Genomic DNA, 17,511 nt, shown 5'->3' with positions numbered 1-17,511 from the left:
TTTAAGACGGCCCGGTTGGGCAAGTCCCCTGATACGGAAAATGTGGATGGAACGATTCGGCCGCATCGAACGCGGGCGAGGGCGTAGCGAGCTGAAAGCTCAGGCTTGCAGCGGAATGCCCGCTCAGTTTCGCCTGGCATTCGGCAAGAATTGCCAGGGCAATGGTTTCCGGTAGCTCGCCTCCAAGATCCAGGCCCGCTGGACCTGCCAGGATCTGTGCCGTTACCGACTTTTCAAGCCCGGCTTTAGCGAGCACCTCCTGGCGTCGGTGTGATGGCCCAAGCAAGGCTGCATAAGCCGGGTTAAGGTCGGCTATAAAGCCCAGCGCGGCAGCATCCAGCGATATGCTGTGTGTCATAATGACGGCAGCGTTCACCGGGTGGGTGGACACATGAGTGGCGAGAGCCCACAGGTCACCCCTTACCAGGTGGGAGACGGTTTCGAAGTACTCTTCTCTGGCGTTGGCGGGGCGGGGGTCCCAGACTGTGACGGACCACCCCAGTTCCGTGGCAATCCGTGCCAGTGGTCTTGCGTCCACGCCGCCACCGGCGATCAACAGGTGAGGCACGGGACGCACCGGAATGCGCAGCTCCGAGGCGCCAACCGAGGTGTTCAGAGACGCCTTGTCCCCTTGGCCGACGGATCCGGTCTGAAATCGATTGGTGAATTCACTAACCCGTTGCGCGAGGTCAACGTGGTAGTAGCCGGTTCTTTTTCCGGCCAGGGCGTAGAACATGTCTTCCAGTTGCAGATATCCGTTGCTGACAGAGACTGGCTGCAGAAGAATGCGCACAACCCCGCCACAGCCAATGCCGAGCTGGAACGAGATGTCGTCTTCATTGTTGCCATCGTATTCAAGCTGGAGAGACTTACCGGAGAGCATGACGCGCCGGGCGTGTCGCTGGATGTCGCTTTCCAGGCAGCCGCCGCTCAGCAAGCCAAGTTGATGGCCCTGGCCGCTGAACATCATCATCGCTCCGGGCTTGCGGTAGCTGGAGCCCACGGTGCTGAATACCGTTCCGAGCACCCAGTCTGTCGTATCTTTCAAACCGATCCATGTTGAAAGAATGTGGCTTATGTGATTTCCCATAAGTTTTCAAATCCCATCTTTAGCATCCGCTATCGGCCGATGCGTCTGGACCGGCGGCAGGGTGGGGGGCTGCAAGTGGAGTGGGTGTAGGTATCTATATAGCGGACGAATCACGGGGCTCCAACTAGTTACCTTTTGGTAACCAACCGCCCCGCAATGGCGCATACCTGGAAAGGTTCAATAAAAAAAATGAGTTATCGTCAAATCTTGTGAGTGGCGGTCGGGTCACGTTCTTGTCTGATTGACCCACTATCGGCTCCTCGCCAGGATCTTTAATCTCTAGGTGTCGGGTCCCGTGTGATTGACCACCCGCTTGGTAAATAACAACCGCTGGTGGTTCACTTCTGATGGTCATTGACACTTCTCGTCGCCATGTCGCTTGATGGTGTCTTCATGCGGCACCTCACTGGCCAATCGTGAGCGCGTCGAGTAACTGCGCATGGCTTTCTGCCACGATATCGGGCGCGGTGGGCAGTGGCGGGGGCATGTCTGTGCCCCACTCTTCTGGGCGATGAAGATACGCCGTCTTGAAGCCGACGGCGCGTGCCGCGTCCAGGTCGTACTCGTGGCAGGCCACCATGCAGCACTGCTCGGGTTGCAGCTGCAGGTACTCGGCGACCGTCAGATAGGCCTGGGGCAGGAGCTTGTACTTGCCGAGGCCCTCACAGGAGAACACTGCATCCCAATTGAGGCGATTGTGCTTCGCCGTATCCAGGATCATGCGGTAGCTGAGGATGGAAAACGAAGCGACCATGAAGTTGCCTCGCAATTCCCCAAGCATCTCGGCGAAGCCCGTCCAGCATTCGAAGGCGTGCGGCGCATCGTAGGCTATGTGGTGGCGATCTGCCTCGCTGAAGCACTCCAGTCCGGCATCGTCGAGCAAGGCATCCAGCACTTCGCGATGCACCCCATCCATGTTCTGACTCGGCGGATGCTTTTCTCCGGCATTCAGCATCCTGTTCATGGAGCGGCGGCGTAGCTCGTTGGTCAGAGACGACCAGTCGCGCTCAAGGCCGTGGCGTATTCCCACTCGATGAAACGCCTCTTTAAAGCCTCGGTGCCAATCGAGGACCGTGCCTCCCGTGTCGAAGGTGAGGGCTTGGACGTCCGATAGGCTCATGACGTCTCCTTGCGTGTCGTGGTGCATGGGCGATCCAGAAGATCTTGTGGAAGGGCCTGAGCGCTGTCAGGCCCTGAACGACTCAGGCTTGGCTGGCCTCCCTCTCGTGGACGGAGCCTGCCGGCGAGTCGCTGTACTGGCTGAGAATGACGTCGTCCAACACCAGCCCGTCGTCCCGGGACAGCCTGACCAGCTGTTTCTTCAGCCAGCCGCGGCTCGCCTCCGGGTAGTCGGAGCGGGTATGGGTGCCGCGGGTCTCCGTGCGCCTCAGCATGCTTTGCCTCATGGCCTCGGACAGCATGAGCACCCGCTTCACGCGCAGGATGGCCGCGTATTCATCGAGGCTCTGCCAGCCAAAGCCATCGACCTCGCGCTGCAGCGCCGCGATGTCGCCGCGCGCCGCCTGCAGCAGCGCTGCCGACCGGAAGGGCCCCAGGGCGTGCTGGTTGATGCGGCGAATGCGATCAAGCGCCTCGTCCACCCTCGCCGGCGTACCGGCGCTTGTCGTGACCGGTGCATCCTCCCGCGCGAGGCTGGCGGGCGTTCTGGGACGAAGGTGGTGAGCGGCGTGGCGTCCGCTGATGCGTCCGTAGGTGATGGCCTCCACCAGGGCGGTGCCGCCATGGCGGTTGGCACCGTGGATCCCGCCGGCCACCTCGCCGCAGGCGTAGATACCGGGCAGTCGCGTCTGGCCGTTGATATCCACCTGAATGCCGCCGATGGTGTAGTGCGAGGAGGGCGCGACCCCGATGGCACGCTGACGGAAGTCGGGGATGTATTTCGAGAGGAAGGTGGCGGTGAGCGAGTCGGGGGCCCATTCCTCTTCGCGAGTGTGGCGAAAGTCGACGTAGACCTTCTGCCCTCTGACGATTTCGGACTGCATGATGAAGCTCAACTGGTCCCAGTTGTGCAGGGCGCCGAGGGTGGTGGAACCGCCGATGTGCTTCTCGATCAGGTCTTCGCCATCCGAGTTGATAAGCACCGCGGTTTCCGGGTAGTCCGGGTACATGAAAATGGCCGGCACCCCCTCCTCGCACACGGCCAGCGGATAGAACTGGATGAACTCCATGTCGACCAGGCTGGCGCCCGCCTCCAGCGCCATGGCCTGGCCGTCACCGAGCAGGTTCCGAGGCGTATCGGTGAAGTCGTAGACCCCCTGCATGCCGCCAGTGGCGATGATGACTGCGCGGGCGGCAATCTTGACCGCCTTGCCATCGATGATGGCCCAGGCGCTGGGGCCTTCTGCCGACAGACTCAGGGCGCTGCCTCGCAAGCGCTGGACATCCGTCTTCCTGATGGCCTTGCGGAGCTGCGAGAAGAGCGCGGTGCCGTGGGTGGAGGAAAATTCCATCATCAGCCCGGTCATATCGTTGGCACCGTCCGCGCCGTAATCCTCATTCAGCATGTCCTTGCCACGGCGCCCGGTGGACCGTTTCACGCGATAGCCCCGCGGGGCCTTGTCTACGGGGATCTCGTAGCTCTCGATGGTCTCGGCCATTTCCAGCGGCCCTTCACGCACGAGTCGCTCCAGCAGGGGCATGTCACACAGGCCCTTGCCGGTGGTATGGGCCATGGCCTCGAGGATGTCATCCTGAGAAATGTCCTCATGGGCCGCGTAGGTCACGAATCCGGTCGAGATCGCCGTCGAGGAGGCCTGGCCGCTGTACAGCAGGGTGACCTGCGCACCCTGTTCATGGGCGGCGAGAGCGGCGGTAAGGCCTGCCGCGCCTTCTCCGATGACCAGCACGTCGGTTTCGATAACGTCTTGCATGGCGTAGTCCTCGCTGAGGGGGTTGTCGATGTTGTTGCCTCGATTAGACATAGCAAGTGGCATGCCAATACTGATATTCGATTAAAAACAATAAGTTGATGGTGAGAGTGGCGGTGCTCCACACCCTGCCGGGTAGGAAATGACCTCGCGATGGGGTCATTTATGGACCGGTAAGCCGTGGCCAGGGTGATCAACAAAAAACCGCATGGCCAGGCCATGCGGTTCGAAGGACTTGCGCCGATCAGGCGTCATGTATTGTCGAGGGAGGACTCCTTCAGCGGCATCGCCATATCGCCGCATTTCTCTGCACTCGGTTTGCGACGGCGTTCCAGCAGCAGGTAGAGCACCACTCCGGCAATCAGGCCATAGGCGGCGCCATGTACCGCGAGCACGATGCCCATCGTGCCGGCAACGCCCATGGCGGTCGAGCTCTTGATCTGCTCGACCCCCACCGAGATGCACAGGTAGCCGGTGATCAGCAGCGTCAGGGAAAGTGCAATCGGCAGCACCGGCTTGACGATGGTGACCAGGGGGAGCACGAACAGCGCAAGCAGCGCCACGATCCAGAAAACGCCGGCGCCGGAGTAGATGGTGTCCATGGCGGAGCGTCCATAGCGGTAGCGTTCGGCGATGGTAGCCATACCTCCGGTAAACAGGGGGCCCGCCAGGCCCGGGTAAGGAGCGAACAGCGAGTGCATCAGATTCCGAATGGCGGTGACTAGGTGGACACGGTCGACGTTGTCCTCGATGACTTCATCCTGACGCAGGTGATCGGCGCGCTTGAGCAGCGTCCGGCCGACGATGATATCGCCGAAGGCGATGATGTAGGCGATGACGGCCGTGGGAATGGCCATCCACAGCATTTCCAGACTAGGCCAGCCGACGGTGAACGGCAGATAGCCCCAGATCTCGGAAAAGTCGGGCAAGGCGAGGCCAAGTTCGATGTCGGGCAAGGGATACTCGCCGGCGCTCCAGCCGATGCCCATTGCCACGAGGGCTCCGGGTACCATGCCATAGCTGGCGATGGTCTTGGCCCAGCGATGTTCCTCCACCCAGTCGCGGAAGGACAGTGAGAACAGCACATAGGCGGTCACGATGCTGCCCAGTATCAGCGACAGTGGCGTCTCGGCGAGGCGGCCGCCGGCGCTGATCTCGCCGCTGATGGCGGCAATGCCGGCCCCCAGGAGGATACCGCCCTTGATGGAGTCGGGAATCACCTCCACCAGCTTGCTGCCCAGACGCGTGATGCCCAGGATGAAGAAGATCAGTGTCACGATGAGCTGGAGTCCGACCAGGGCGCGTATGGCCTCGGGGCCGGGTTCAAAGTTCTGCAGGTAGAGAATGACGACGGGCACCGCCGGCGTGATCCACCCCGGTACGTAGGGGACGCCGAGGAGGTTCGGCAGCAGAAAGCCGATGCCACAGACTGTGACGTAGGCAAGCGCCACCTCGTAGGGCAAGCCCAGGTACGTCTCGAGCAGGGGAATGGCGGCCATGGCCACCACGAACATGATCAGGGCCTGGATCGTTTCGGGCCATTCCCAGCGATAGTGGATGAAGGGCAGGCGAATCTTGAAGGGGCCCGCTGGCCAGTAGGGGTGCTCCTCACCGTGTGTGCGTTGGTAGATAGGCATCGTTGTCACCTTGTCTTGTCGTTATTTTCCCATGGGGAGAGGGTTCACGGTCGGAGGAACGCTTCTCGACTGCTGGCGTGCGCCCCTTTCGCCGTCCGTTCAATGGAAGAGCAAGAACGATGCCAACTTATAAAAAATATAAAAATCAAGATATTACATTTTTCCTTGGCACTGGGGTGTGTTGGCTGGGGCCAGTTTCGACCTTCATAGGGGGCTATTTTGACCCCGCCTCCGGGGTATGCTGAGGCCAGGTTCTCTCACCAGCCGCGGGGAGCGACAGAGGCATGAACAGCATGGCAGTCAGCGAAACGACCATTCTTGACCGGTTACCACATGGGTACATGCAGATCGAGGGTGGCGCCGTTACATATATGAACCGTGCCCTACGCAGCGTCTTTGGAGACGTTTACTCCGAGGTGTCAATACTGCTGTCCCGTTATCCTGAGCTAGCCTTTCTCGATGAGGCGGAGACGGGGACAAGTCTCAGCCGATGGGTTGATATCGATGGAGTACTGTTCAATGTCGACGTCTACGCGGACGAGGCGTCCAAAGTCATCATCTTTCTGCCTGACCATTACCTGACCGGTATCGACCCCGACCTCCAGGAGTTACGCCAGTCCTACAATGATTTCGTCGAGATCTTTCAGAACTGCTTCGATGGCATCTATGTCGCCGATGGCGAAGGAAAGACGCTGTGGATGAATGATGGCTTCGAACGCTGTTATGGGCTGAGTGCGCGTAACTTCATCGGTCGCAATGCTTCCGAGCTGGAACGTCAGGGATATGTCCGGCCCCTGATTACCTGGAAGGTAATCACCACCCGGCAGCGAACAACGGCCATGCAGACGACGAAGTCCGGCAAGCGTGTGCTGGCGACAGGTATTCCCTTGATGGGCAAGGATGGCAAGGTACGCAAGGTCATCATCAACTCGAGAGACATCACCGAACTGTTCGAACTGAAGGAACGTCTCGACAGCGCCGAAAAGGTTATCGAACGCTATGAGAGCGAATTGACACGGCTTAGAAAGGAAGAGGGAAAGGAAGGAGATCTGGTCTGGCGTAGCGATCGGATGCAGCACGTGGTCGACATGGTGATTCGCGTGGCACGTTTCGACACCACTATCCTGATCACGGGTGAGTCTGGTGTGGGCAAGGAGGTGGTGGCGGGCCTGGTGCATCGTAACAGCAGCCGTCGCGATGGTCCCCTACTTGAAATCAATTGTGGGGCCATTCCGGGAGAGCTGCTGGAGTCGGAGCTGTTCGGGTACGAGGAAGGTGCCTTCACCGGATCGAGAAAGACCGGCAAGAAAGGACTGCTGGAACTGGCCGATGGGGGAAGTCTTTTTCTTGATGAGATTGGCGAGATGCCGATGGATCTTCAGGTCAAGATGTTGCGGGTACTCCAGGATCACACTTTCACCCGGGTGGGTGGCACCAAGAGCATTCATGCCGACTTTCGCATTATCGCTGCGACCAACCGAAATCTCGCGGACAGGGTCAAGGAGGGGCTTTTTCGCGAAGACCTGTTCTACCGTTTGAGTGTGGTCCCCGTGGAGGTTCCACCGCTTCGCGACAGGCCAGAGGACATTATCGGGCTGACCTTCCATTTTCTCGAGTATTTCAACGACAAGTACGGACTGAACAGACGGTTCTCGCCCGAGGCGATGGAGAGATTAGTATCTCACGGCTGGCCGGGCAACGTGCGAGAACTGCGTAATCTGGTCGAGCGTGTGATGGTGGTCAGCACGTCCGATCAGATTGCAGCCGACGATATTCCCCTGGCACAGGAAGAACCTGCGACACAGGTGGGAGAGGTGCCTGCTGACCTGGTGGGGTCGCTCAGCGCTGATCGGCTAAAGCAGACCGTCGGGCAGTTCGAGGCGGACATTCTCGACGAAGCAGTGGCGCACTTCGGCAGCATCAGAAAGGTGGCGGCGGCCACTGGGATCAGCGAGTCCACCATCAAGCGCAAGTTGAAACACTCGCGCTCTTGAGTCGGGTCACGTGCCGCCCGGGTCCGAATGACGAGTAGGTGTCGGGCTCGGAGAATCAGGCGGGGAGGATATAGACGCCCTGAGCGATCGCACAGGATTGGCTTTCATAGTCCATCCATCCAGATGGCGAGTCGCTCACAGGTGAACGGACAGCTTGGCCAGTGCTCGGCCAGCATGGCGTTGATATCGTTGGCGCTGATCATGGGAAATGTCCTTATTCAATGGGGGAGGCCCGAGCCTGATCGAGTGGCTCACTCGGTGCGAGCGCGCTATCACCGAGTGAGCCTGGCTGTGCCTGGGAGCTTTTTCGCGTGTCCGGGATTGAGGAGCTCCCTGCTCGGGGAGCCACTCTCGGCAGCATGCCTCTCTGCTCAATGGGCATGATCGGTCTGCTCGGCGGTCACCTGCTTCAGCACTTCCCGGTAATTGTCCACGCCCTGGGCGCCAGTGACCAGATAGCGATGGTTGAACACCATGGCCGGCACGCCGCTGATACCCTGGCGGCGCCAGTAGGCCTGACGCTCTCGCACGCTGTCCGCCCTGTCCCCGGCTTCCAGCATGGCCGTGACCGCCGCTTTGTCGTGGCCGAGGACAGCGGCAATGTCTGCCAGGACCTCGATGCGATGCAGGTCCCGGCGCTCGGTGAAGAAGGCGCTGAAGAGGGCCAGCTTCATGCGATGCCCCGCATCGTGGCCTTGCTGTTCGGCCCAGTCGATCAGCTGGTGGGCGCGAAAGGTGTTCACCATGCGCATATCGTCGGTGTAGTGGAAGGTGAAGCCCAGCTCGGCCCCCATGGCGGTGAGTTTTTCCCGGGCCTGGCGAGAGCCCTCGGGGGTGGTGCCGTACTTGGCCGCGAGGTGCTCACGCAGGTTTTCGCCTTCGGCGGCCATCTGGGGATTGAGTTCGAACGGGTGCCAGCGCACCTCGAGCGGGATGTCGCTCAGGCGTGACGCCTCGGCCAGCTGGTGGTAGCCGATGACGCACCAGGGGCAGACGACGTCCGAGACGATATCCACGTTGATGGTCGGGGATGGGAGTGTCATGAGGATGCTCCGATGGAGTGGTTGATAATCAAGCCGATACAACTGCCTGAAAGGAGTTCCAGGGGGTCATTGTGTGGCATCGCCATCTGGCGGTGGAGTCCAGCCGCGTTCAGACCGAGAGAGGGCATCGTCTTTCCGATCGCTTTGCATGACCTGCGCCAGCATGCCGTGCTGGGCCCGCATCGCATCGATGTATCGACCGGAGACCCCTTCCTCTGCCCAGGCTCCGCGTAGTTCATCCAGGCTCTGGAGGTCGTGTTGACGAAAGCGATTGGTCGCCTTGCGAGCAGCGAACGGGTGTTCTCCCAGGACTGTCAGCGCCTCTCCGCCAAGGTGCAGGGCGCTTTCGAATGTCTCTCGTTCGACATGATGGGCGCCGGCCTTCTCAAGCTCATAAACATGGTGGCGATCGTGGGCTCGGGCCAGGACCGTGACATGGGGCCATCGGTTAGCCACCTGCTCGACCAGGCGAGTCTGTTTGTCGCGGTCGTCCAACGCTGCAATCAGCAGGGACGCCGACGGGAGTCCTGCCGACTCCAACAGATCAGGGCGCGTGGCGTCGCCGTAGTAGACCCGGAAACCAATCCTGGCGAGGTGTTCGATGGTTTCCGGGTCATGGTCGAGAATGGTGACTTCATGACCTCGTGAGGTAAGCAACCGTGCCACGATCTGACCGAAGCGTCCCATGCCGGCCACCACGATGGACTCGCGCTGGTCGATCGTAGGGCTTTCACCAGTGCTGCTTTGTTGGGCACGGGGAGCCAACACTTTCTCGAACAGGATAAACAGCAGCGGCGTCATCAGCATGGTCAGGGCCACGGCCAGGGTCATGATGCGGGTGATCTCGTCGTCAAGAACTCCGCTGCTGGTGGCGAAGGCAAACAATACGAACGCGAATTCCCCGGCCTGGGCCAGCCCCAGGGCAAACAGCCAGCGGTTGGCCCCGCGCAGTCCGAACAGGGAGGCGAGGGCAAACAGGATGCTGCCCTTGAACAGGAGCAGTCCAAGGGCGATCGACACCACGGCGGTGGCCTCGGACATCAGCAGGCCGACATCGATGGTGGCGCCCACGGTGATGAAGAACAGGCCCAGCAACAGTCCCTTGAAGGGCTCCACATCACTTTCCAACTCATGGCGGTACTCGCTGTCCGAAAGCACGACACCGGCGAGGAAGGTTCCGAGTGCCGGTGATAGGCCCACCAGGGACATGAGCAGGGCGATGCCGATCACCAGCAGCAGGGCCGCCGCGGTGAATATCTCGCGCAGGCCACTCTGGGCGATGAAGCGCAGCAGGGGGCGCATCAGAAGACGCCCTGCCAGAATGATCCCGCCAATCACGGCGAGAATGATGACCACCTGTAGCCAGTCCGGCAGTGTCGAGAAGAGGTGTGCTAACTGCCCGTGGGTGCTGGCTTCGGTATCTCCATGTGCCGCCTGGCTGCCCTCATGGCCCTGACTCGCTCCGGTCACCGCCAGCAGTGGCATCAAGGCGAGCATGGGAATGACGGCAATGTCCTGAGTGAGCAGTACCGAAAAAGCACTTTGACCGCCGTGAGTCGTCATCAGCCCTTTCTCGTGAAGGGTCTGCAGCACGATGGCCGTAGAGGACAGCGCCAGGATCATGCCGAGCGCCAAGGCACCCTGCCAGGCAAGCCCGAAGCACCAGGCCACGCCGCCTATCGCCACCGTGCTGAGCACGACCTGGAGCCCCCCGAGTCCTGCCAACTGGTAGCGCATGGCCCACAACTGGGAGGGTTGAAGTTCTAATCCGACCAGAAACAGCATCATCACCACACCAAATTCGGCGAAGTGCTGCACCTCGGTGGCTTCCTGCCCCACGACCCCCAAGAGCGGACCGATGATCACGCCGGCGATCAAGTAGCCGAGTACCGATCCTAGCCCCAGACGGTTGGCCAGTGGCACGGCGATGACGGCCGCCGCCAGATAGACGAATCCCGCTGCCAGTAATTCCATCAGTTTCGTCCGCGCGGTGAGTGAAAAGAAGGAGATGATGCCAAGGACGCGGCCGATGACGTCTCATGGCTCGTGTCGAAAGGCGCGTCGCTGAGGTAGTCATTAAAGAGCGCGTGACGGCTCAGCTGAGCGGCATCCAGAGGGGTGTGATGAAGCAGGTCGAGCAGGGCACGGTAGTCTTGGCAGTGCTCATCGAGACGCCCATCTGCCTCCGCCCTGCCGGCATCGAACAGCACCAGCGGGGGCAGCCACTCAACTTGGCAAAGCTGCCATGTTGCCTTGAAAGGCCGTAGGAGTTCGGGCACCGTGACGCCCTTGTAGCCCGCCTGAGTGTAGGCATGCCGAGCGGCACCACAGCTGATCACATGCATCACCTGCTTGCCCTTGAGCGCTTGTCCCTGAGGGCCATAGGCGAAGCCGTATTCCAGCACCAGGTCTATCCACTCCTTGAGCAGTGCTGGGCAGGAGTACCAATAGAATGGATGCTGAAAGACGATAACATCATGTTCCACGAGACGCCGCTGTTCGGCGTCTATGTCGATGTCCATGCTAGGGTAGGTGGCATAGAGATCGACGCTGGTCACATGTCCGGCGTTGCTTGCCTGACGAAAGAGCGTGGCATTGACCTCTGAGCGATCAGGTCGTGGATGAGCGAGGTAGACGAGTACCTTCATGGGACTCTCTCTTTATCGTTGATCTCCACGCACTTGTGGAGCGCCAAGCGAATGGCCTCACACTCCCGGTGAGGCCACTCACGACTATCCTGACGGGGTCACGGACCAGCATTCTCGTGAAGCCGTGATGGGCTCTCACTTCCTGACGTCGGAGGCAAAGCGAGCCGCATTCTCCTTAAGGAAGTCGCTATCGTTGGCATCTCCCCAGAAACCGGGGCGTGCCTGGGGAATCGTCAACGCCTTTTGAATCTTGGGGCGCGCATCGAGCCGTTCGAACCAAGCGTTCAAATGGTCGAGCCCTTCCACCGAGACATTGGCCCAGGCGTAGGCCCGTGCCCAGGGATAGGTGGCCATGTCGGCGATGGTGTATTGATCGCCCGCCAGCCACTCTCGACCCTGAAGGCGAGTGTCAAGGACTTCCAGTAGGCGACGGGATTCCTCCACGTAACGCTTGATCGAGAAGGGTTCTTCCTGACCATTGGGGGCAGCGATGCGCTGGAAGTACATGGCCTGCCCCATCATCGGGCCGATGCCGCCCATCTGGAACATCAGCCACTGCAGCGTCTCGCTACGTGCCTTCGGTTCCTTGGGCAGGAACTGACCGTATTTTTCTGCCAAGTACCACAGAATAGCGCCACTTTCGAACACGGCGAAGTCGTCATTATCCCGATCGACGATGGTGGGAATGCGACCATTGGGGTTAAGCTTCAGGTAGTCGGGAGCCTTCTGCTCCTTCTTATTGAAGTCGATGAAGGTGAGTTCGTAGGGGATCTCGGCTTCTTCCAGGAAGATAACCGGCTTGTAGCCGTTCATGGTGGCGGCGGTGTACAGGTGAATATCCGGCTGTGACATGGGGAACATCCTCATGGGGGTGACGCGATGACGGGTGTTGCGCGTCGGGCCCGGTATCCTCTTGCATCGGGCCCGACGCGCATGGCCGGTTGCCTGTGGACGGTCACATCTGACGGTCCCAGAGGCTCTCCTGGTAGCGCTTCACGTCTTCCTCGAATCGTGCGGGATGCACGTTGCGGAAGGCATGCTCGTCCAGCGGGATGAGGCGCACCATCTCATCGATCATGGAGGAGGGGGCGAGCTGCAGATCGTCCCCGGCGAACAGCTGCTGGGTCTCGCGGATCGGCGCCTCAGGGGTGAAGTTTGTCTTCGGGTCGTACCACTGGTCGAGGGTGTCGTACATGCGGTCGTTGAAGCCGGTGCGGAAGGGGCCCGGGTTGATGGTGGCGACTTTCACGCCCAGCGGTGCCAGCTCTTCATGGAGCAACTGGGAAATCCCTTCCAAGGCATGCTTGGACGCCACATAGGGCGCGAGGTAGGGGAAGGTGGTGAAGCCGGCGATGGACGATACCAGCACGATCTTGCCCTGGCCGCGATCGGCGAAGGCCTTGGCGTAAGGCTGCACGAACTCCAGCGTCGAGAAGACGTTCGTCTCGAAGACCTTGCGCACGCGCGCCACGGGAATCTCGGCGATGGGGCCGGTCTCGCCGATCGCCGCGTTAGCCACCACGACATCCACCTCGGCGCCGTAGCGCGCAAAGACGCTGTCGCGATCCTGGGCATCGGTGATGTCGAGTTTCTCGACCTCCAGGTCAACGCCCTGCTGCTGCGCCTTTTCCTTCAGGGCCGACACCTGGGGCCAGATTTCCACCGTGGCAATGACCCGGTGCCCTTGTTGCGCCAGTGCCAGTGCCGCCCCTTCTGCCAGGCCGCTGCCGGCCCCGGTCATCAGAATGGTTTTCATCGTCTCTCTCCTCGAGATAAGTGGGATTACGCCAGGTCGTCGCGATCCAGGCGCTCGAAAATGATGGCCTCGACGGAAGTCTCGCCAACGTTGGTCACCTGGTGCGCCCAGGCCTCGTTGTGCATGACGTCGCCTGCCACCACGTCACGCTCCACGACATCGCCGCTTTCCAGCGCGATGCGCAGGCGTCCGGCAGAAAGGAAGTAGACGATCTCTTCGGGATGGCGATGAGGCGCATCAGCGGCGCCGGGGGCCATGGTCATGTGTACCAGCCTTGTCTCACCGGTATTGACGAGCTCGCGATAGAACTCTGGAGAGGCCTGGTCGGCCAGCGGCACCGGGCGCCCAGCGCCAGGCCATTGAGATGTTGTCATCGGGTGATTTCCTTAAAGTGGCGGATAGCTCAACCAAAAACATCCTCAAGATGAGCCTCGAAGCGCTCTAGGTCACTGGCAATATCCGGGTTCTTCATCACGTCGAAGGCCCCAAAAGTGGGGAGTGGGCTCATGTCGAAGAAGCGTGCGTTCAGATGCACGGGCGCGACCAGGTCATTCAGTGACTTGCCGGCGAAGAAGCGTTCGTCGGGATCATCAAAGGCTTCTGCCGGGGCGTTGAGCGTGATGCTGAGCATGTACTCAGTACCGGTGAGGGTGCCGCCCAGGCCGTAGTTCTCCTTCGGCTTCTCGGCGGTGCGGCCGTCGCCGTTGCAGAAGCGGCCATCCATGCCGGCGGTATAGACCTCATCCATATACTTCTTGAAAGACCAGGGCACCATCATCCAGTTGATCGGGAACTGCATGATTACGACATCGGCCCACTGGTGATCGGCGATCGCTTCCTCGACGTCATAACCTTCTGCGATGCGACTGACGCGCACCTCGTGTCCCTTGTCGGCCAGCCAGGAGCGCGCGCGTTCGACGAGGCTGTCGTTGAGCGCGCCCTTGGCAAACGGATAGGGCTGGTGTCCGTTGATGATCAATACCTTACGCATGAAATCCTCCGCCACGACGGGCAACGAGTAGTGGATCAACAAGCTCTGCAGGCGTTAAGATGACGCGATGGGTAACCAAAAACAACTAGTATACTTTTAGTAACCTTATTCTTCGCGGGACTGACCATGCTTGCCCTGAGGTGGCATCTCCCGGGGGAACTCGGGAATCGACGAGCGGTTGCAAGTCCAGAGCCCCTTGGCTCTAGGCAGACACGACAGGAGATGTGCGATTGGATGCGCATGTGACGGAAGATCCGAAAGGCCGGCGCCGGGTCGCGGCGCCCTGCATGGAACCCTGCGCCATCGAGAAGGGCATGCGCGTGCTCGGTGGCAAGTGGACGGGGTCCTTGCTGTGGCACATTAAGGACGGGCCGGTAAGGTTCAACGACCTGGCCCGGATGGTGGGCGGTGCCAGCAAGAAGATGATCACCGAGCGACTGCGCTTCCTCGAGGCGAAGGGATTGGTCTCTCGCCATGTGCGCGAGACATCCCCGGTGATTGTGGAATATGCGATCACGCCGCTGGGGGAGACGGCCATCAAGGTGCTCGATGAGCTGCGCGAATGGAGCGAGTCCTTACCGGCCGATGTCGTGGAGGAGTGACGGCATGAAAGCACCATGTACAGAATCACGAGGTGAATACCGCGGCCTCTGGGAGACCCTATGAAGTGGCCCCGACGAAACGATGAGGCATGCTCGTGACCAGGATGATTCAGTCGGTATCACGCAGCTTCCTGCTGCTGGAGGCGCTACGTCACGCAGATAAGCCACTGACATTGGCGAGCCTCAGTGCCGAGGCGGGCCTGAGCAAGACTACCGTTCATGGGCTGCTGGATACCCTGGTGGCGCTGGGCTACGTGCGTCGCCTGTCCGAGGGTTACTGGCTCGGGTTGCGACTTGATGAGCTGGCCGAGCCTCTGGCACAGGAGCGCGAGCAGCTCCGTCAACACTACCGCGCGCTGCTGGACGAGGCTGCGGCGCTGAGTGATGAGACCGTCTATCTGGCCACTCCCTGCGGTAGCCAGGAGTACCTGTATCTTGAGGCCGTGGAGGGTCGGCAGCCGCGTCGTGTCCAGAGTCCTCGAGGGCGCCGGGAATCGCTGCGTCATTCGGCCATTGGCCATGTCTTCCTGGCCAACGATGATGGCCTGCTGCGCCAGGTCAGACGCAATGGCCCCCTGAGCGATGTGCAGGAGGCCCAGCTTCGGGAGGTCAGCGCCCGCGGCTTCGCGCTGGATCTCGAGGAAGTCGAGGCGGGTCTTTGCTGTCTGGCGATCCCCTTGCGGCAGCGGGGCGACTGCGTGGCGGCACTGGGCATGGCAGGGCCGGCCTCGCGCTGGTCACCGTCGCGGTTGAATCGATTGGCGAAGCAGCTACTGGCGCGCTGATTCTCCTGTCCGTCCCGCCGTTCGACATTGTCGAATGTTGGTCGGCATCCGCCGCTCCTCCTATGCCTGCCTGCGCGGCATTGGCATGCTCCTCATCGCGTCGTCGCCGACGGCGCTGATCTTGACCAGATTCTTGAGGAGAATGACATGCATCTTGACGATGCCCACCACATCATCGCCGGTATCCGCCAAGCCGCCGCCGATGAGGGATTCGCCGTCTCGCTGGCCATCGTGGATGCCAGCGGCCTTCAGGTCGCCTTCGAACGTATGGATGGCGCGGTCCCCGGCAGTATCGACGTCGCGATCAAGAAGGCGCGCACGGCGTCGCTGTTCCAGACTGACAGTGCCCAGCTGGGCCAGATCGCCGCCCCGGGAGAGGCGATCTATACCCTGGAGAACACCAACGGAGGCCTGATCAGCTTCGGGGGCGGCGTGGTACTGCGCGATGCACAACAGAGCGTGGTCGGGGCGGTCGGTGTGGCCGGCGCGACCGTCGAACTGGATGAGACCCTTGCCCAGCTGGGGCCGCGCCTGATGGCCCGGGAGGCGGCATGATGCGCGGCCAGCATCCTGCCGTCCTGGCATTGGCGGTCGCCGCCTTTGCCATCGGCATGGCGGAGTTCATCGTGGTCGGGGTGCTGCCCGCGATCGCCTCCGATCTGGGCGTCACTCAGGATCGTGCCGGTGCGCTGGTGAGTGGCTACGCCCTGGCCCTGGCGATCGGTACGCCGCTGCTCATGCTGACGCTGTCCCGCTTTGCGCCGCGTCGGGTGCTGACGGGGCTGATGACGCTCTTCGTGATTGGCAACCTGTTGTCGGTCGTCGCCCAGGACTTTACCAGCCTGATGCTCGGTCGTGTCACCACCGCCGTGGCGCATGGTGCCCTGTTCGCCTTGGGGGCCACTGTGGCCAGTCGGCTGGCGCCGGAGGGGCGATCCGGCAGTGCCATTGCGCTGATGTTTTCGGGGCTGACGCTGGCCATGGTCGTGGGCGTGCCAATCGGCAGCCTGCTGGGGAACGGCATGGGGTGGCGGATGCCTTTCGTGGCGATTCTAGTCTTGGCGGTCATCGCACTTATCGCGCTTTGGCATTGGATTCCGGCCTCGCTGGCGGCTCAGCCCACAGGGAGTTGGAGGGAGCAGCTATCTGCCCTCGGACATCCAGTTATCGTGTTGACCATGGTGTTGACGGCGCTGGGCTTTGGGGCGACCTTCCCGCTGTTTACCTACATCAGCGCTTGGCTGACCGAGCAGACGGGCTTCTCCACGGCGGCCGCCAGTGGCCTGCTGGTGGTCTTCGGTGGCGCGACCCTCGTAGGTAACCTGATGGGTGGGCGGCTGGTCGGCATCATCGGCTGGCGGCGCACGGCCGCCTGGTTGCTGGTCGGTCTGGCGGCGATCCTGGCGATCATCCACGCCTGTGGCGAGGCGAGGTGGCTGATGCCGGTCTGGCTGGCGGTGTGGGGCGCCTTGGCCTTCGGGCTGTCGCCGGCCTTTCAGTCCGGCATGCTGGCCACGGCCGAGCAGCATCGGCCGCGGGCGGTGGCCTTCGCCTCGGCGCTCAACATTTCCTCGTTCAACATCGGCATCTCGGCCGGCTCCGCCGTGGGGAGTGCGCTGGTCGCACAGCAGGCGCTGGAGGTGACGCCGCTGGCCGGTAGTGGCTTGGCGCTTCTGGCGCTGGTTGCGCTGTGGTTCCAGGGGAAGGTAAACGGCTCTCACCACGCTGAGGCGATGGCGTGATGAAATCTTTCTTCAATTACGATACAGCTCCCTTTGTAAGGAGCAATGGCGGGGTGGAGAGCGCACCATGAGGCGAGAGGGGAGCTGTGGTGTAGTGGGATAGTGAATCTGGCCACCTGATCTTGCCCAGTGGCAGTGGATATTCTATTAAGGAAATTCACTGTTGCTGGGCAAGATCTGATGCTTTTGCGCTACCGAATGGAATGACGCTGAGTCTCAGTCGCCGAGGAAATTTCTGGGACAATGCCCCAACAGAGCACTTCTTCAAAATCCTGAAAACGGAATGTGTAGTGGCACAGTGAATCTGGCCGTCTAAGTTAGAGAGTATGATGGCT

Annotated in this window: 16 protein-coding genes; 5 read left to right on the top strand and 11 right to left on the bottom strand. The window is 61.1% G+C overall.

Annotation, left to right across the window (positions count from 1 at the left end):
* Position 1: 1 nt before the first annotated feature.
* From NH396_RS04335 to NH396_RS04320, 4 genes are all read right to left on the bottom strand, one after another.
* Complete coding sequence (locus tag NH396_RS04335) at positions 2-1,090, bottom strand: XdhC/CoxI family protein (RefSeq protein WP_253061973.1); 1,089 nt, start codon at positions 1,088-1,090, stop codon at positions 2-4.
* Positions 1,091-1,493: 403 nt separating this feature from the next.
* Positions 1,494-2,210 (bottom strand): HAD family hydrolase, encoded by a 717-nt coding sequence (locus tag NH396_RS04330; RefSeq protein WP_253061971.1) that lies wholly within the window; start codon positions 2,208-2,210, stop codon positions 1,494-1,496.
* Between the two features lie 82 nt (positions 2,211-2,292).
* Positions 2,293-3,981 carry an FAD-dependent oxidoreductase gene (locus NH396_RS04325; protein WP_253061969.1) on the bottom strand — a complete coding sequence of 563 codons (1,689 nt, stop codon included), beginning with the start codon at positions 3,979-3,981 and terminating at the stop codon, positions 2,293-2,295.
* Positions 3,982-4,229: 248 nt separating this feature from the next.
* Positions 4,230-5,615, bottom strand: coding sequence for a xanthine/uracil/vitamin C permease (locus tag NH396_RS04320; protein WP_152483100.1), 1,386 nt, complete (start codon positions 5,613-5,615; stop codon positions 4,230-4,232).
* 284 nt (positions 5,616-5,899) lie between these two features.
* On the opposite strand from NH396_RS04320, the gene NH396_RS04315 reads away from it, so the two are divergent.
* Positions 5,900-7,609: a sigma 54-interacting transcriptional regulator gene (locus NH396_RS04315; protein WP_253061967.1), complete on the top strand. Its 1,710-nt coding sequence runs from the start codon at positions 5,900-5,902 to the stop codon at positions 7,607-7,609.
* Positions 7,610-7,980: 371 nt separating this feature from the next.
* Here NH396_RS04315 and NH396_RS04310 read toward each other — a convergent pair whose 3' ends face one another.
* The 7 genes from NH396_RS04310 to NH396_RS04280 all read right to left on the bottom strand — a co-directional run bounded on the left by NH396_RS04310 (position 7,981) and on the right by NH396_RS04280 (position 14,086).
* On the bottom strand, positions 7,981-8,652 hold the full coding sequence (locus NH396_RS04310; RefSeq protein ID WP_253061965.1) for a DsbA family oxidoreductase: 672 nt from the start codon (positions 8,650-8,652) through the stop codon (positions 7,981-7,983).
* Positions 8,653-8,718: 66 nt separating this feature from the next.
* Positions 8,719-10,626: a monovalent cation:proton antiporter-2 (CPA2) family protein gene (locus NH396_RS04305; RefSeq protein ID WP_253061963.1), complete on the bottom strand. Its 1,908-nt coding sequence runs from the start codon at positions 10,624-10,626 to the stop codon at positions 8,719-8,721.
* On the bottom strand, positions 10,626-11,300 hold the full coding sequence (locus tag NH396_RS04300; RefSeq protein WP_253061961.1) for an NAD(P)H-dependent oxidoreductase: 675 nt from the start codon (positions 11,298-11,300) through the stop codon (positions 10,626-10,628). Before NH396_RS04300 ends, NH396_RS04305 begins: the two co-directional genes overlap by 1 nt.
* Positions 11,301-11,435: 135 nt before the next feature.
* On the bottom strand, positions 11,436-12,152 hold the full coding sequence (locus NH396_RS04295; protein WP_253061959.1) for a glutathione binding-like protein: 717 nt from the start codon (positions 12,150-12,152) through the stop codon (positions 11,436-11,438).
* A gap of 103 nt (positions 12,153-12,255) precedes the next feature.
* Positions 12,256-13,056 (bottom strand): SDR family oxidoreductase, encoded by an 801-nt coding sequence (locus NH396_RS04290; protein ID WP_253061957.1) that lies wholly within the window; start codon positions 13,054-13,056, stop codon positions 12,256-12,258.
* Between the two features lie 26 nt (positions 13,057-13,082).
* Positions 13,083-13,430: a cupin domain-containing protein gene (locus tag NH396_RS04285; RefSeq protein ID WP_253061955.1), complete on the bottom strand. Its 348-nt coding sequence runs from the start codon at positions 13,428-13,430 to the stop codon at positions 13,083-13,085.
* Between the two features lie 29 nt (positions 13,431-13,459).
* Positions 13,460-14,086 carry an NAD(P)H-dependent oxidoreductase gene (locus NH396_RS04280; RefSeq protein WP_253061953.1) on the bottom strand — a complete coding sequence of 209 codons (627 nt, stop codon included), beginning with the start codon at positions 14,084-14,086 and terminating at the stop codon, positions 13,460-13,462.
* Positions 14,087-14,277: 191 nt separating this feature from the next.
* On the opposite strand from NH396_RS04280, the gene NH396_RS04275 reads away from it, so the two are divergent.
* The 4 genes from NH396_RS04275 (at position 14,278) to NH396_RS04260 (ending at position 17,176) form a co-directional block, all read left to right on the top strand.
* Entirely contained in the window at positions 14,278-14,649 is a 372-nt protein-coding gene (locus NH396_RS04275) for a helix-turn-helix domain-containing protein (RefSeq protein ID WP_253061951.1), read from the top strand.
* Between the two features lie 104 nt (positions 14,650-14,753).
* The gene (locus tag NH396_RS04270) at positions 14,754-15,434 is read left to right on the top strand and encodes an IclR family transcriptional regulator (protein ID WP_253062194.1); all 681 of its coding nucleotides are present in this window, start codon (positions 14,754-14,756) and stop codon (positions 15,432-15,434) included.
* Positions 15,435-15,581: 147 nt separating this feature from the next.
* Complete coding sequence (locus NH396_RS04265) at positions 15,582-15,989, top strand: heme-binding protein (protein ID WP_176676797.1); 408 nt, start codon at positions 15,582-15,584, stop codon at positions 15,987-15,989.
* Positions 15,986-17,176, top strand: a complete 1,191-nt coding sequence (locus tag NH396_RS04260; RefSeq protein ID WP_253061949.1) for an MFS transporter — start codon at positions 15,986-15,988, stop codon at positions 17,174-17,176. Before NH396_RS04265 ends, NH396_RS04260 begins: the two co-directional genes overlap by 4 nt.
* The last annotated feature ends 335 nt before the right edge of the window (positions 17,177-17,511 follow it).

It is taken from the genome of Cobetia sp. Dlab-2-AX, assembly GCF_024124625.1.
Lineage (GTDB): Bacteria > Pseudomonadota > Gammaproteobacteria > Pseudomonadales > Halomonadaceae > Cobetia.
Note: the sequence above shows the minus strand (reverse complement) of the source record. Positions and strands in the feature narration are given on the sequence as shown.

What these genes read in the sequence shown, in the direction of transcription:
- NH396_RS04310 (WP_253061965.1), bottom strand. Translation starts at nt 8,652, where the DNA reads ATGACACTCCCATCCCCGACCATCAACGTGGATATCGTCTCGGACGTC.
- NH396_RS04335 (WP_253061973.1), bottom strand. Translation starts at nt 1,090, where the DNA reads ATGGGAAATCACATAAGCCACATTCTTTCAACATGGATCGGTTTGAAA.
- NH396_RS04285 (WP_253061955.1), bottom strand. Translation starts at nt 13,430, where the DNA reads ATGACAACATCTCAATGGCCTGGCGCTGGGCGCCCGGTGCCGCTGGCC.
- NH396_RS04325 (WP_253061969.1), bottom strand. Translation starts at nt 3,981, where the DNA reads ATGCAAGACGTTATCGAAACCGACGTGCTGGTCATCGGAGAAGGCGCG.
- NH396_RS04295 (WP_253061959.1), bottom strand. Translation starts at nt 12,152, where the DNA reads ATGTCACAGCCGGATATTCACCTGTACACCGCCGCCACCATGAACGGC.
- NH396_RS04265 (WP_176676797.1), top strand. Translation starts at nt 15,582, where the DNA reads ATGCATCTTGACGATGCCCACCACATCATCGCCGGTATCCGCCAAGCC.
- NH396_RS04300 (WP_253061961.1), bottom strand. Translation starts at nt 11,300, where the DNA reads ATGAAGGTACTCGTCTACCTCGCTCATCCACGACCTGATCGCTCAGAG.
- NH396_RS04330 (WP_253061971.1), bottom strand. Translation starts at nt 2,210, where the DNA reads ATGAGCCTATCGGACGTCCAAGCCCTCACCTTCGACACGGGAGGCACG.
- NH396_RS04270 (WP_253062194.1), top strand. Translation starts at nt 14,754, where the DNA reads ATGATTCAGTCGGTATCACGCAGCTTCCTGCTGCTGGAGGCGCTACGT.
- NH396_RS04290 (WP_253061957.1), bottom strand. Translation starts at nt 13,056, where the DNA reads ATGAAAACCATTCTGATGACCGGGGCCGGCAGCGGCCTGGCAGAAGGG.
- NH396_RS04315 (WP_253061967.1), top strand. Translation starts at nt 5,900, where the DNA reads ATGAACAGCATGGCAGTCAGCGAAACGACCATTCTTGACCGGTTACCA.
- NH396_RS04305 (WP_253061963.1), bottom strand. Translation starts at nt 10,626, where the DNA reads ATGGAATTACTGGCAGCGGGATTCGTCTATCTGGCGGCGGCCGTCATC.
- NH396_RS04320 (WP_152483100.1), bottom strand. Translation starts at nt 5,615, where the DNA reads ATGCCTATCTACCAACGCACACACGGTGAGGAGCACCCCTACTGGCCA.
- NH396_RS04260 (WP_253061949.1), top strand. Translation starts at nt 15,986, where the DNA reads ATGATGCGCGGCCAGCATCCTGCCGTCCTGGCATTGGCGGTCGCCGCC.